This is a genomic window from Hymenobacter pini, assembly GCF_020421205.1.
GTDB classification, from domain to species: domain Bacteria; phylum Bacteroidota; class Bacteroidia; order Cytophagales; family Hymenobacteraceae; genus Hymenobacter; species Hymenobacter pini.
Genome location: NZ_JAIZZH010000003.1, coordinates 263,641 through 277,603, shown reverse-complemented (window position 1 = coordinate 277,603; position 13,963 = coordinate 263,641). Strand labels below are relative to the sequence as shown.

Sequence of the window (13,963 nt, the reverse complement as noted above, 5' to 3'; positions counted from 1 at the left end):
GCCGGTTGCGCATGTGCAGCCGGCCTCTTTTGCTTGCAGAGCAGGAGGCTAAAACTCCAGCACATTCAGAAAGAACACGTCCCGGCCGGGGCCTTTTTCGGGGCGTACGTGCTGGTAGCCCACGGCCAGAAACCGGCTGCCGTACCATTCCATCAGGTGTTCCTGGGTGGTATCACTGGTTTTGTCGGTGGGGTTGGCCGTAGTTAGTTTCACCTGCCAATCGTTAGGCATATCGGCGGCGCGGTCCACCACTTTGTAGTGAAACTCATCGTTTTTCAGATAGGCCATGGCCATCCGGCGCCCATCCGCCAGGGGCCGGACGCGCACAATTTCCTGGAGCTGCGAATACTCAATTTCCTTCATAATGAAGGAGTTGTCCCACAAAAGGTTGCCCTGGCGGTCGAAGCCGCAAATGAGGGCGTGCGTGGTACGGAAGCCTTCGTTGCTGCGCCGGGAATTGTAGAAGTTGTTGAAGCGCGACGGGTAGCCGAAGCCGTTGGTGTAACCGGGCAGTGTACCGTAGCTATAGGGCGAGTACCAGTTGTTGTAGCTGGAGTTGGCGTAGCGCGGATAATACACCTCCGACACCAGCACGAAGCCCTCCGGCGTGGGCAGCATATCGTGCATGAGTAGTTGGTAGCGGTGGCGGAACTGTCGGTCGGAGGCCTTCAGCCGCTCACTGCGGTGGCGCATGCGGGCCAGCTGGGCCGGTTTCATGAAGTCGAAAAAGTGCTTCAGGTTCAGAAAATCATAGAACCGAAGGGAGCGGCGCTGGCCGGTGGGCGTAACGCCAGCCGTGAGGTCGGAGGCGAACAGGCCCTGGGAGTAGCGGGAGTCGCGCAGGGTGTAGGTGCCGGCCAGCAGCCGGGCCGCGCTGTCGCCGGGGCTGAGCTGGGCATCCAGCAGGCCCCGCTCACTACCGGCCTGCACAAACTCCGAGTGCAGCAGCCGGCCATCCTCGCCCAACTGCTTCAGCTGCAGCCGCGACTTAAATCCGTTGGTTTCACTGAGGATTAGCTCGGCGCGCTTCGTCACGGAATCGGCCAGAAAGGTGAAGCGGGCCGGCAGGGGCTCAAACACCGAGGGCAGAAACTGGAACTGGGCCGTGTGCAGGTTCAGCAGCAGGATAGTAAGGTGCTGGTCCACTTCCACCGTCACAAACAGGTTGCCGTCCAGCGCCTTTAGCTCGTGAATGCCCCGGGCGCGCTTGGTCTTAAACTCGCCGGTGCCCAGCTCGCCGGTTCGGCTGTCGTAGGCCGCCACCCAGAGCGTAGCCGGATCGGTGCCGCTGAATACGGCGTACACATCCGTACCCTCGGCGCACAGGCGCTGGAAATCATAACCCCGGGGCACCGGAATGTCCACCTTGGCCTGGGGCTGCAGCGCGTGGTTGAACTTCTGAAAAAAGAACTCCGGCTTGCCCGCAATGCGTGGGTCCCGCTCCACCAGCAGCACCACGCTGCTGTCCTCCGCCAGCGGCTGCACCTGCACGTCGCTGTTGTAGGTTTCCAGTTCCAACTCGGCCCGGTATTGCTGGCGGGGCTCAATGGCAGGCTTAGTGGAGGTCGATTTTTGAGCATACCCCCCTATGCTACCGGCCAACAGGCAGAAGAATAGGTACACGTATTTCATACGACAGAACGGAAAAAGCCAGAACGATTCTGAGCACTAGGAAGATACTGCGAAAGTTGCGCATCACCTAACGCGGCACGCAGTAAATAGATGCCCCAATGGCCGGAAATGCACACGGCCCGCCCAATTTTTTTGGACGAGCCGTGCAGATGCGGAAGTGGCGCGGAAATTACTCGCTGCCCAGTTCCACTAGGGCGTCAAACTCCTCCGGCCGCAGCTCCATCACCGACAGCCGCGACTGGCGCAGCAGCCCAATCTGGCCGAGGCGGGCATCCTGTTTGATTTGGGCCAGCGAAACCGGGCGGGCCAGGGGCTGGCGGGGGCGCAGGTGCACAGCTACCCAGCCGCTGCCAGCCTCAGCCGTGGCATCGGGGGCGGCCGGGGCGGCTACTTCCGCAATGCCAACTACCTGCTTATCGGACACGCTGTGGTAGTACAACACTAGGTCGCCGGGCTGCATCTGCTGCAGAAAGTTGCGGGCCTGAAAATTACGTACGCCGGTCCAGTCGGTGCCGCCTTCGCGCACAAACGTGTCCCAGGAATACGCTGCCGGTTCAGATTTAACGAGCCAGTACTTCACTATGAGATTAAATGAATGGGAGAATAAGTGGGGTGAACTGAGAAACGGCTACTGCTTGCGGGCCAGTAGGGTGGTGTCGTTTTGTACTTGGATGGTGAAGCGGTAGGGCGGCTCCTCGTTTTGCAGCGTGATGCGGTACGTACCGCCTTCTTCGGCCTGCCAGGTGCCGGGCACGTCCAGCACTTCATCGGCGGGGCCCTGGGTGTGCAAAATAAAGCCACCGCTTGGGTTCAGCCGGAAACCATCAATGCCCATACCAGGCACAATTTCGGCCGTGCCCTTCAGCCGGTACGTGAGGAAGCCCTCCTTGGGCTCGGGTTGTTGGTGGGTGTAGTACCAGTCCTTACCAAAGATGACGGAAGGAGCGGACGTGTTTTTTTCGGCCTGGCAACCGCCGAGGACTGCGGCGGCCATTAAGGATGCAACCAGGAAGTAGCGCATAGTGGGGGAGTAGAGTGGGAAGGGGAACAACCAAAAAAGGTGGCAATTTATGGCCGGGGCTACTTTTCAATGCGCCGCACTTTCAGCACGTCGTTATCCAGCGACACAATTTCGAGGGTGTAGTCGGGCTCTTTCTTGTCGTCGAGAGAAATGCGCAGGGTGTGGTCGTTTTCGGCGGTCCAGCGGCCTTTGCGGCCCTCTATGCCATCGGTGGGCGCAATATCGTACTGCGTAAACAGGCCGTTGTGGTCGAAGGCAAATCCCGTGCGGCCCCGCGACGGGGGAAACGCGTAGGTGTTGGGGCGGTACACGCGCACGTCGCCCTGGTCTTCTTCGTGGGCGTGCAGCCAGGTACGCTCCAGCTTTTTGATTTGCGCGGCGGAGTTGGCGTCGGGGTTACAGGTGGCGGCCAGCAGCAAAATGCTCAGGGAGGCCAGCAAGGTGAAAAGGCGCATGGTTGTGCAGGAGGTAGATGAGGAACATGAAACGTGCAGTAGCGCAAGGTAGTTTATTACAGATTGGTGGTTGCGGATTGCGGGTCGTTCGTATAGCAAGAGCATCACTCCGGTTTTTACTCAGGATACCCGGTGCATAACAACCTCCAATCCGCAACCACCTACCCGTTACCTTTGCCGCTCTATGGATAACCGCGCCCTCATCCGAGCCTTCCGCCTCGCCGCCCAGCTAATGGAGCTGCACGAGGAAAATCCCTTCAAAATCCGGGCCTACGAGGGCACGGCCAATGCTCTGGAGCAGCTTACGGTGCCCGTGGCCGATATTGAGCGGCACGGCCTGCCCGACCGTACCGGCCTGAGCAAAACTGCCGCCGCCAAGGTGGCCGAAATGCTGGATACCGGCTCGTTTGAGGAACTAACCAAACTGCTGGCGGCCACCCCGCCCGGCGTGGTGGAGCTGCTAAGCGTAAAAGGCATCGGCCCCAAAAAAATCCGGGCGTTGTGGAAGGAGCTGGGCATCGAGAGCCCCGACCAGCTGCGCGAAGCCGCCCAGCGCGACGAGGTTAGCAAGCTCAAAGGCTTCGGCCAGAAAACCCAGCAGGCCATTCTGGATGCGCTGGAATTTACCAGCCAAAGCCAAGGCAAGCTACTGTATCCGCAGGCCGAAGAGTTGGCCAACGACTTGCAGGAGCGGCTGGCAGCTGCGCCCGGCGTGGAGCAGGTGGCCGTGGCCGGGGAGGTGCGCCGTCGGCTCGAAACCATTGAAACTATTACGCTGGTAGTGGCCACTGCGGCACCTGCCGCCGCGCAACAGCTGCTCAACTCGCTGGATGGCCTCACGCCCGATCCGCGCCGCAGTGGGCCGTTTGCCTGGCGCGGCACCGCTACGGCCTCGGGCGTGAAGGTGGAAATGCTGCTGGCTTCCCCCGCCGAGTTTACCAACCAGCTGCTGCTCAACTCCGCCGCCGAAGCCCACCTGACCGGGGCCCTGAGCGAGGAGGCCCGGCCCGGCCAGCCCGCTACGCTGCGCCACTGGCTGCGGCGGGAGCAGTTTGCCTCCGAGCCAGCCCTGTACGAGCGCGCCGGCCTGCAGTACGTGGAGCCCGAGCTGCGCGAAGGCCTCGGCGAGCTGGCGCTGGCCCGGGCAAACAAGCTGCCGAAGCTACTCGCGGACGCCGACCTACGCGGCTCCCTGCACAACCACAGCACCTACTCCGATGGCAGCCACTCCCTGCGCGAAATGGCCACCTACCTGCGCGACCAGGGCTACGAGTATCTCGGCATCTGCGACCATTCGCAGGCGGCGCATTACGCCAACGGCCTCTCGCCGGAACGGGTACGGCAGCAGCAGCGCGAAATTGACGAGCTAAACCAGGAGCTGGCTCCGTTTCGCATTTTCAAGGGCATTGAGTCGGATATCCTTTCGGATGGCTCGCTCGACTACCCACCGGCCGTGCTGGAAACCTTCGATTTCATTGTGGCCTCGGTGCACAGCAACCTCAAAATGGATGAGCGCAAAGCCACCACGCGGGTATTGCGGGCCATCGAAAACCCCTACACCACCATGCTGGGGCACCCCACCGGCCGCCTGCTGCTGCGCCGCGAAGGATATCCGCTCAACCACAAAGCCGTCATCGACGCCTGTGCCCAGCACAACGTTATCATCGAAATCAACGCCAACCCCTGGCGCCTCGACCTGGACTGGCGCTGGGTGCATTATGCCCTCGACAAGGGCGTGCAGCTCAGCATCAACCCCGATGCTCACCACACCAACGGCTACGCCGATATGCGCTACGGTGTGCTGATGGGCCGCAAAGGTGGTCTCACCCGCGAAATGACGTTCAACGCCAAACCGGTAGGGGAGGTAGCCGAATACTTTGCCCGGCGCAAAGCCGCCATTAAGCCACCGCTGGAGTTTAAGGATTCGTTGTTTGGATAGGTAAGTGATGAGGCAATCAAGTGATAAAGCGCGTATTAGCGTCAGCTTCATCACTTGGTTGCCTGATCACTCGTCACGTTGCTATGAAAATACTCGTTCTGCGCTTTTCATCCATCGGAGATATTGTGCTGACTACGCCCGTGGTGCGGGGGCTGAAGCTGCAGGTACCGGGGGCAGAGGTTCATTTTGCTACGAAGCCCGCGTTTCGGGGCATGCTGGAGGCCAACCCCTACGTGGATAAGGTGCACGGCCTCACGGGCTCTTTGCAGGAGCTGGTGGCGGCGCTACGGGCCGAGCAATTTGATTTCGTAGTAGACCTGCACCACAACCTGCGCTCCTCGCTCATCAAAGCGCAATTGGGGGCAAAGTCGCGCAGCTTCGACAAGCTGAACTGGCGCAAGTGGCTGCTGGTAAACCTCAAGATTGATACGCTGCCCCGCGTGCACATTGTGGAGCGGTACCTGGCCGCTGCCGCGCCGCTGGGCGTGCGCAATGATGGGCAGGGGCTCGACTATTTCATCCCTGATGCTGACGAAGTAGACATCCGCTCGGCGCTACCCCCGGCGTTCCAGCAGGGCTACGTGGCCTTTGCCATTGGGGCGCAGCATGCCACCAAACGCCTGCCCGTGGAGCGCATTATTGAGCTGTGCGGGCAATTGCGGCGGCCCGTGGTGCTGCTGGGCGGCCCCACCGATGAAACCACCGGCCACGTAGTAGAGCTGGCTTTTGACCAGGGGGCCGCCACCTCGCCGCCCGCGCCCGGCCGCATCCCCGACAGCCCCTATTACTTTCCTGAGCAATCAGTTGTCAGCAGTGCGCCGGCAACTATCATTCATAACGCCTGCGGTAAGTTCAACCTCAATCAATCGGCTTCCCTGGTGCGGCAGGCTAGCCTGGTAGTCAGCCACGACACCGGCCTGATGCACATTGCCGCCGCCTTCCGCAAGGAAATCATCAGCGTGTGGGGCAACACGGTGCCGGAGTTTGGCATGTATCCCTACCGCACCGAATTCCGGGTGCTGGAAGTGAAGGGGCTGGATTGCCGGCCGTGCTCAAAAATCGGCTACGAGAAGTGCCCCAAAGGTCACTTCCGCTGCATGCGCGACATTCGCTTTGATATAGAAAATCTCGCGTAAACGAAAAGAGATGAAAAAAGTTTCGGCTCGATAGTAAATACCGGTAATTATGCAATTTATGTTGTAATATTACGGCAATGCGGTCAGGCAGAATCCTATTTCAATAATTCACTTTTTGCGTTTTATTATGCGAGTTTCTACTCTGCGCTTTTTACTTTTTGCAGTAACAGCTTTGTGGCTCACCGCCTGCGGCCCCAGCATCTATCTGGCCCAGGACTTTCGCACGTATGCTCCTAAGCACAAAACGGTAGCCATTCTGCCGGCCGATGTTACCATGCAGCTGCGCCCTAACCAGACGCGCAATACCTCGGCCCAGCAGCTGCAGGATATGCAGCAGCGCAGCAGCTTCGACTTCCAGGACCGAATTTACGCGTGGCTGCTCCGCCGGAACCAGCAGCAGCCGTACTCCGTGCAATTTCAGGATGTGCGCCAGACCAACGCCAAGCTGCGGGAAAGCGGAATTCCCTTTGCGGAGCTGCGCACCCACTCGCCCCAGGAGCTGGCCCGGTTGCTCGGCGTTGATGCGGTGCTGACTACCAACGTACGCACCAGCAAACCCATGAGCGACGGTGCTGCCGTGGCCGTAGGGCTGTTAGTAGGCGCGTGGGGTGCCACCAACCAGGCCAACATCACCGTGAATATTCACGAGGCCAATGACGGCAAGCTGCTGTGGAAGTACGATTACGTAGCCAGCGGCTCGGTTGGCAGCTCCACCGAGGGCATGGTAAACGTGCTGATGCGCAACGCCTCCAAGAAATTCCCTTACATCACCAAATCGTAGCCGATTTTAGCCTGACTGGCACCGGTGGGTACTGCCACCTCTCTAATAAAAAAGCCATGTGTATGCAGCCGCTACACATGGCTTTTTTTATTATCAGGCTCAGCAACGCCCGCCACCCCCCTGCGTATGTAGCCCACGGCGGAGCAATACTGTTCTGTTGGCTGAATATTTCTGGTTGAGTTATGTCGTCGAATCCCTCTCTTAGTCAGGTGCGGGTGAAAGTAGGCCCCACTGCCTTAACTGCCGATATTCAGTCGGGTAAACATACGTGGGTGGCCGATGAGCCGCTGGCCGTTGGTGGCCAGGAACAAGGTCCCACGCCCTATGAATTGCTACTTTCGGCGCTGGGAGCGTGCACGGCCATTACCCTGCGCCTGTATGCCTCCCAGAAGCAATGGCCGCTGGAGGGAATTGAAATCAGCCTGAGCCACCAGCGCGTGCACCGCCAGGATTGTGAGCAGTGCGAGCAGCCCGGGGCCACGCTGGAGGAAATCCGGAAGGAACTGCGGCTGTTGGGTCCGCTCTCGGCGGAGCAGCGGCAGCGCCTGCACGCTATTTCCGAGAAGTGCCCCGTGCAAAAGGCCCTGACCGGCGGAGCGCTACATATTGTGACCGTTGAGGCTGAGTAGCCCATTTTACGCCTGTGAGTTATGGCACTTTGCAACCACCTGAAAGCTATTGACACCTTGCTGCCGGCTCCCGCTGAGCGAGTGTGCCCGGAGTGCGTAGCTCAGGGAGATACGTGGGTGCATCTGCGGGTGTGCCAAACCTGCGGCCACGTGGGCTGCTGCGACTCCTCCAAAAACCGCCACGCTACCCGCCATTTTCAAGCCACCGAGCACCCAGTAGTAACATCGGCGGAGCCCGGCGAGCAGTGGGCGTGGTGTTACGTGCACGAGCAAATTGCCGAATACTAACCAGGCCTGCCCCGCCCGCTTTTGAGCCGAAACTAAAAGCCGCCCGTTTCTGCTTTACCTTTGCTGTTTACACACGTACGTTCGTGTCAGGCCTTTACCACATGGCCCGGCGCTTTTTTGAATGACCGAGTCCCCAAATTCCCCCGACATTCTCACCCGTCTCCGGCAGGAAACCCGGCCTTACCACGACACCCTCGAAGCCAACGACTTCAACCAGGCCCTGAGTGCTGGTACCATCACGGCACCGCTCACCACCCGGTTTCTGGAAAAGCTCTACGGATTTGTAGTGCCGGTAGAAGAGCAGTTGCGGGCCCACCAAAGCTGGTTCGGGCCGGAGTGGGAGTTGGAGCGCCGCTTCCGCAGCTCACTGCTCCGGCAGGATTTGCCCCACGCGGCCTCGCTGCCGCTGGCCCCAAATTTGCCGCCGCTGCATACGCGTGCCCAGCTGTTGGGCGTTCTGTACGTGCTGGAGGGCTCCACGCTGGGCGGGCAGGTAATTGCCCGGCAGTTGGCCAAAGCCGGTATTCCGGCTCCGGCGTATTTTAGCGGCCATGCCGAGCTCACGGGTCCCCTGTGGAAGTCGTTTGTGCGGTTGCTGCAGGAAGCCGCAACTCCTGCAACTGCCGATGAAATCGTGCATTCGGCTTCTCTCACCTTCCAACAATTGCATCAGTGGATAGAACAGGCGTAGCGCTTACCGATGAAAGTCTGGTAGGGAAGGAAATCAACCTGACCAACTGTGACCGGGAGCCAATTCATATTCCGGGCCTGATTCAGCCGTATGGCTTTCTGCTGTGCCTGGACGAGCACACCCGCCGCATTGTGCAGGTAAGTGCCAATACCCAGGAATTGCTGGGCTTATCGGCCAATGAGCTGATTGGGCAGGAGCTGAGCTGCTTGTTTGATGACAACCGGTTGCCTGCCATCAGCGCCCAACTGGATACGCTGCGCGAGGGCCACCGCCTGCTGGGCGTGCGCCTGGACCGGCACGCTGAGCAGCCCTTCTATAAGCTCATCATGCACCGCTTCGATGGCCTGCTGTGGCTGGAGTTCGAGCCGGTGCAGTCGGCGTCCGACGGGCCGCTGGATATGCCTTCCCTCAATGATGCGCTGGGCCAGATGCTGTCGGCCTCCTCGGTGGTGGAGTTCTGCGAGTACGCTGTGCAGCAGGTACGCCAGATTACCGGCTTCGACCGGGTAATGGCCTACCGCTTTGCCGAGGATGAAAGCGGCGAGGTGGTAGCCGAGGCCTGCCGCGCCGACCTGGAGCCATTCCTGGGTCTGCACTATCCCGCCACCGATATTCCGCAGCAGGCCCGGGCCATGTACTTGCGTAACTGGCTGCGCTTTATTCCGGACGTGGACTACACCCCGGTGCCGCTGGTGCCTACCAATCACCCCGGTACCTCCCGCCCGCCCGATATGACCTACGCGGTGCTGCGCAGCGTATCGCCCATCCACGTGGAGTATCTGAAAAACATGGGCGTGGGGGCCACCATGACCATTTCCCTGATTCGGGACGGGAAATTGTGGGGGCTTCTGGTGTGCCATCATTACTCGCCCCGGCTGGTCAGCTACGAGCTGCGCGACCTGTGCCAGTTTATCGGCAAAACCTTCTCGGCCCTGCTCAAAAGCAAGGAGCAGGCCGATGACTTCACTTACCAGGTACGTTTGCGCGAGCAGCAAGCCCGTTTGTTTGGGCTGCTGGCCGAATACCCGGATTTCCGCAAAACCCTCTACGACCACCTACCTGTGGTGAAAGAGGTGTTTGATTGTGGTGGTATTGTGGTAAGCTTCGACGGAGAGGTAGCCGCTTACGGTGCTACCCCCCCGGAAGGGCAGGTACAAGAGCTGATTGCGTGGCTGAATGAGCACATGCGCGGCGAGCTGTTTCACACCAACTCCTACGCCCGTCACAACTCCGCCGGGGCTGCCATTCGGGCTACGGCCAGCGGTATTCTGGCCATCCGGCTGGGGCATTCTACCGGCGAATACGTGCTATGGCTCCGGCCGGAGGTGCTGCAAACCGTAACGTGGGCGGGCCAGCAGCAGAAAGCCGAAGTAATGAAGGATGGGGTGCTATACCTTTCGCCCCGCAACTCCTTCGCCGCCTGGAGCGAGTCGGTGGAAAGTACGGCCGAGGCTTGGAAGCCCGTGGAAATTGAAGCCGCCCAGGAAATCCGCCTGCGCATTGCCGATATCCGCCTGCGCCTGTTCAACCAGATTCAGGAGCGCGCCCAGGTACTCTCCCAGCTCAACGCCGAGCTGGAACGCAGCAACGACGAGTTGGATTCCTTCGCCTACGTGGCCTCCCACGACCTGAAAGAGCCGCTGCGGGGTATCCATAACTACTCCATCTTCCTGCTGGAAGACTACGCCGATAAGCTAGACGCCGACGGGGTGCACAAGCTGGAAACCTTGGTGCGGCTTAGCCAGCGCATGGAGTCCCTCATTGAGTCGTTGCTGCAGCTCTCACGGGTAGGCCGCCTGGAGCCCGAGATACGGGAGATAAATCTGAATGAGATACTAGCCGAGGTAGCGGACGTGCTGCAGCCCCGGTTCCAGCAAACGGGCACGCAGCTCCGCATAGCTGGACCGTTGCCCACCGTATACACTGACCCCATACGGGTGCAGGAGGTGTTCAACAACCTGCTCACGAATGCCATGCGCTACAACGATAACCCCGAAAAAATCGTAGAAGTAGGCGTGGCTCCGGCCGGTATTACAAGTCCGCGCGGCGCAATACAAGATGCTGACTATCATGTGCTGTACGTGCGTGACAACGGTATCGGAATTGCCCCCCGGCACCACGAAAGCATTTTTAAAATTTTCAAACGCCTGCACAGCCAGGACAAGTACGGGGGGGGTACCGGTGCTGGCCTGGCCATTGCCAAAAAAATGATTGAACGGAGCGGTGGCCAGCTTTGGGTTGAATCTGAACTAGGCCAGGGCGCTACTTTTTACTTCACTGTTCCGAAACAACGACCATGAGTTCTGCTTCACTAAAGCCCGTATTGGTAGTTGAGGATAGCGCGGAAGACTTCACGGCGCTGGGCCGGGCGTTCCGCAAGCATGCCCTGCAGAATCCTGTGTTGCGCTGCGCCGACGGCGACCAGGCCTTGGATTACTTGCAGGGATATGGCCAGAACACGGCGTGGCCTTCCGTGTTGCCCGCCATTGTGCTGCTAGATTTGAACATGCCCGGCACCGATGGCCGTCAGGTACTGGAAGTTATCAAGGCTGACCCCCGGCTGAGCAGCATTCCGGTTATCATCTTCAGCACCTCGGCCAACGTTAAGGATATTGAGGCTTGCTACCAGCTAGGTGCCAACAGCTACCTCACCAAACCGATAGAGTACACGGCACTTGAACAAAAAATTCAGCTAATTGTGCGCTATTGGCTGGAAACCGTGGAACTACCGGTTTCCTAAGTTCCCTATTTTTCTCCTGCGCTTGTGAAAAAGATTCTGCTGGCTGATGACAACGTGACGGATCGGGTGCTATATCGGCGCTTCCTGGGCCGGCAACTGGGCTACGAGAGTCTGGAGTTTTACGAAGCTGTGTCGGGGGAAATAGCCATTGAAATGTACAAGCAGCTGCGGCCCGACTGCATGCTGCTGGATTACAACCTGCAGGATATTGACGGCTTGCAGGTGCTGGAGGAGTGTCGGAAAGTAGCCCCCGCCGACGCTATGTGCGTGGTGATGATAACCGGTAGCGGTAACGAAACCTTAGCCGTACAGGCGCTGAACGGCGGTGCCACCGACTACCTGGTAAAAGGCCAGTTCGACCGGGAGCTGTTGGCTAAAACCATCCGGCATGCTATTGAAAAAACGGAATGGCAGCAGTACCAAGCCCGCTACCATTCGGAGCTACAGCTGATAAACCAGCAACTGCGGGACTCGTTGGCCGAGCTTACCGAAACCCGCCAGCAGTTGCAGGTGCGCAACCAAGAACTGGCCTCCATCAACCAAGCTCTGGCCCGCACCAACGCCGACCTCGACAACTTTGTGTACGCCGCTTCCCACGACCTGCGCCAGCCCGTGCACAACTTGCAGGGGCTGTTTGCCGAGCTGCGACGGGTAATTACCTTTCCCGACCCCACCGATGAAGAGGTGCTGCGCCTAGCTGATGTATCGTTGCAGGCGCTATCCACCACCATTTCGGATTTGGCCATGGTAGTGCAGGAGCAGCGCCGCACCGATGCGCAGACCGTGGAGCTGGTTGATGTGCGGGAAGTGGTGCAGGATGTGTGTAGCTCGCTGCGGGCGCAGGTCCGAGACACTAAAGCGTACCTGCACGTGGAAGTAGGCGAATTGCCAGAGGTGCTCTACGAGCGGGCCAACCTACGCACCATTGTGCTGAATCTGGTTTCCAACGCGCTGAAATATCGGCATCCATCGCGCCGCCCCGAAGTTACCATCCGGGCACACTACTATCATGGACTGCCAGTGCTGGAGGTGCAGGATAACGGGTTGGGCCTAGACCTCACCCGCCACGCCACGGAGCTGTTTCAGCTATTCCGGCGCTTCCACCCAGGGGTGGAAGGTACTGGCGTAGGCTTGTTCCTAGTAAATCGCCTAGCCCAAACCGCTGGCGGCCGCATTGAGGTCGAAAGCCAAGAAGGGGAAGGCGCATTGTTCCGGGTATATCTTGGCGCCACCGAGCAAGCTATGAGCACTGAAAAAGCAACTGCCCCACTCGGTTAAGTGGGGCAGTGCTTTTTGGAGTAGTTAACATGCTTAGCCAATCTGGCGGAAGCCGCAGTAGGAGTGCAGCACCTCAGGCAGTTGAATACCCGTCGGCGTCTGGTTATTTTCCAACAGAGCGGCCACTATACGGGGCAGGGCCAGGGCCGAACCGTTGAGCGTGTGCAGCAGCTGCGTTTTGCCGTTTTCGGCGCGGTAGCGCAGTTTCAGGCGGTTGGCTTGGTAGGTTTCAAAGTTCGAGGCCGAGCTTACTTCCAGCCAGCGCTGCTGGGCGGCGCTCCACACTTCCAAGTCATACGTGAGGGCCGAGGTGAAGCCCATGTCGCCGCCGCACAGGCGTAGTACGCGGTAGGGTAGGCCCAGCTTCTGCAGTAACCCTTCAATGTGCGCTACCATGCCATCCAGGGCCGCGTAGCTGTTTTCCGGCCGCGTAATTTGCACTATTTCAACTTTATCGAACTGGTGCAGACGGTTAAGGCCGCGTACGTGGGCACCCCAGCTGCCCGCTTCTCGGCGGAAGCAGGGCGTATAGCCAGTATTCAGAATGGGCAGCTGAGCGGGGCTGATGATTTCGTCGCGATACAGGTTGGTGATGGGCACCTCCGCCGTCGGAATCAGGTACAGGTCGTCGGCGGTAGCGTGGTACATCTGGCCCTCTTTGTCGGGCAACTGGCCGGTGCCGTAGCCGGAGGCCTCGTTCACCAGAATAGGGGGCTGTATTTCCGTGTAACCGGCATTGCGGGCCTCATCCAGAAAAAAGTTGATCAGTGCGCGTTGCAGGCGGGCTCCCTGGCCTTTGTACACCGGAAAACCGGCTCCGGTTATCTTATTGCCCAGGGCAAAATCAATGATGTCGTACTGCTCAATCAACTCCCAGTGAGGCTTGGCGCCATCGGCCAGGGTAGGCTTCTCGCCCACTTCACGCACCACTTCATTGTCGTCGGCCGAGCGGCCAGCCGGCACGCTTGTGTGCGGCACGTTCGGGAGCTTGTAGAGTAGCTGTTGCAGTTGTTTCTCTACTTCCTGCAGCTCTTCGGCGTGGGCTCTGGTGTGCTGCTTGAGTTCAGCGGTGCGAGCCTTCAGTGTTTCGGCTTCGGCCTTGTTGCCGGCTTTCATCAGGGTGCCAATCTGCCGGGCCAGCTCATTGGCCTCCGCCTGTGCTTGGTCGTGCGAGGTTTGCAGCTCCCGGCGCTGCTGATCCAGCTGCAATACCGCCTGCACGTCGGCCTCGGCGGTGGGGTAGTTGCGTTTAGCCAAGCCGGCCAGCACGGCGGCGGTATGTTCTTTCAGAAAGGAAACTTGCAGCATAACAACAAAAAACGCGAAACGAAGAAGCAAAAGTAGAAGTTTACCGGTGCAGATGCAGCAACCTG

General features: G+C 59.4%; 14 protein-coding genes. 9 read left to right on the top strand and 5 right to left on the bottom strand.

The genetic code is table 11. The features are described from left to right. Positions 1 to 48: 48 nt before the first annotated feature. The 4 genes from LF252_RS12490 to LF252_RS12475 all read right to left on the bottom strand — a co-directional run bounded on the left by LF252_RS12490 (position 49) and on the right by LF252_RS12475 (position 3,108). The gene (locus LF252_RS12490; RefSeq protein WP_226269932.1) at positions 49 to 1,632 is read right to left on the bottom strand and encodes a hypothetical protein; all 1,584 of its coding nucleotides are present in this window, start codon (positions 1,630 to 1,632) and stop codon (positions 49 to 51) included. A 169-nt stretch (positions 1,633 to 1,801) separates the two neighbouring features. Further along, complete coding sequence (locus tag LF252_RS12485) at positions 1,802 to 2,212, bottom strand: EVE domain-containing protein (RefSeq protein WP_226269931.1); 411 nt, start codon at positions 2,210 to 2,212, stop codon at positions 1,802 to 1,804. Positions 2,213 to 2,260: 48 nt separating this feature from the next. Continuing rightward, positions 2,261 to 2,653, bottom strand: coding sequence for a hypothetical protein (locus LF252_RS12480; RefSeq protein WP_226269930.1), 393 nt, complete (start codon positions 2,651 to 2,653; stop codon positions 2,261 to 2,263). A gap of 59 nt (positions 2,654 to 2,712) precedes the next feature. Continuing rightward, on the bottom strand, positions 2,713 to 3,108 hold the full coding sequence (locus tag LF252_RS12475) for a hypothetical protein (protein WP_226269929.1): 396 nt from the start codon (positions 3,106 to 3,108) through the stop codon (positions 2,713 to 2,715). Positions 3,109 to 3,292: 184 nt separating this feature from the next. Between LF252_RS12475 and LF252_RS12470 the strand changes: the two genes are divergently transcribed. The 9 genes from LF252_RS12470 (at position 3,293) to LF252_RS12430 (ending at position 12,590) form a co-directional block, all read left to right on the top strand. Continuing rightward, positions 3,293 to 5,047 carry a DNA polymerase/3'-5' exonuclease PolX gene (locus LF252_RS12470; protein WP_226269928.1) on the top strand — a complete coding sequence of 585 codons (1,755 nt, stop codon included), beginning with the start codon at positions 3,293 to 3,295 and terminating at the stop codon, positions 5,045 to 5,047. A gap of 83 nt (positions 5,048 to 5,130) precedes the next feature. Next, positions 5,131 to 6,183 (top strand): glycosyltransferase family 9 protein, encoded by a 1,053-nt coding sequence (locus tag LF252_RS12465; RefSeq protein ID WP_226269927.1) that lies wholly within the window; start codon positions 5,131 to 5,133, stop codon positions 6,181 to 6,183. Positions 6,184 to 6,310: 127 nt separating this feature from the next. Beyond that, positions 6,311 to 6,964 carry a hypothetical protein gene (locus LF252_RS12460; protein WP_226269926.1) on the top strand — a complete coding sequence of 218 codons (654 nt, stop codon included), beginning with the start codon at positions 6,311 to 6,313 and terminating at the stop codon, positions 6,962 to 6,964. Between the two features lie 182 nt (positions 6,965 to 7,146). Further along, entirely contained in the window at positions 7,147 to 7,593 is a 447-nt protein-coding gene (locus LF252_RS12455) for an OsmC family protein (protein WP_226269925.1), read from the top strand. Between the two features lie 21 nt (positions 7,594 to 7,614). Beyond that, positions 7,615 to 7,881 (top strand): UBP-type zinc finger domain-containing protein, encoded by a 267-nt coding sequence (locus tag LF252_RS12450; protein WP_226269924.1) that lies wholly within the window; start codon positions 7,615 to 7,617, stop codon positions 7,879 to 7,881. Between the two features lie 121 nt (positions 7,882 to 8,002). Further along, positions 8,003 to 8,572, top strand: a complete 570-nt coding sequence (locus tag LF252_RS12445; protein ID WP_226269923.1) for a biliverdin-producing heme oxygenase — start codon at positions 8,003 to 8,005, stop codon at positions 8,570 to 8,572. Further along, entirely contained in the window at positions 8,554 to 10,872 is a 2,319-nt protein-coding gene (locus tag LF252_RS12440) for an ATP-binding protein (protein ID WP_226269922.1), read from the top strand. The genes LF252_RS12445 and LF252_RS12440 overlap by 19 nt, the downstream gene beginning before the upstream one ends. Further along, positions 10,869 to 11,312, top strand: a complete 444-nt coding sequence (locus LF252_RS12435) for a response regulator (protein WP_226269921.1) — start codon at positions 10,869 to 10,871, stop codon at positions 11,310 to 11,312. The genes LF252_RS12440 and LF252_RS12435 overlap by 4 nt, the downstream gene beginning before the upstream one ends. Before the next feature lie 24 nt (positions 11,313 to 11,336). Continuing rightward, the gene (locus LF252_RS12430) at positions 11,337 to 12,590 is read left to right on the top strand and encodes an ATP-binding protein (RefSeq protein ID WP_226269920.1); all 1,254 of its coding nucleotides are present in this window, start codon (positions 11,337 to 11,339) and stop codon (positions 12,588 to 12,590) included. A 33-nt stretch (positions 12,591 to 12,623) separates the two neighbouring features. Here LF252_RS12430 and serS read toward each other — a convergent pair whose 3' ends face one another. Beyond that, entirely contained in the window at positions 12,624 to 13,898 is a 1,275-nt protein-coding gene (gene serS, locus LF252_RS12425) for a serine--tRNA ligase (RefSeq protein WP_226269919.1), read from the bottom strand. Positions 13,899 to 13,963: the final 65 nt, after the last annotated feature.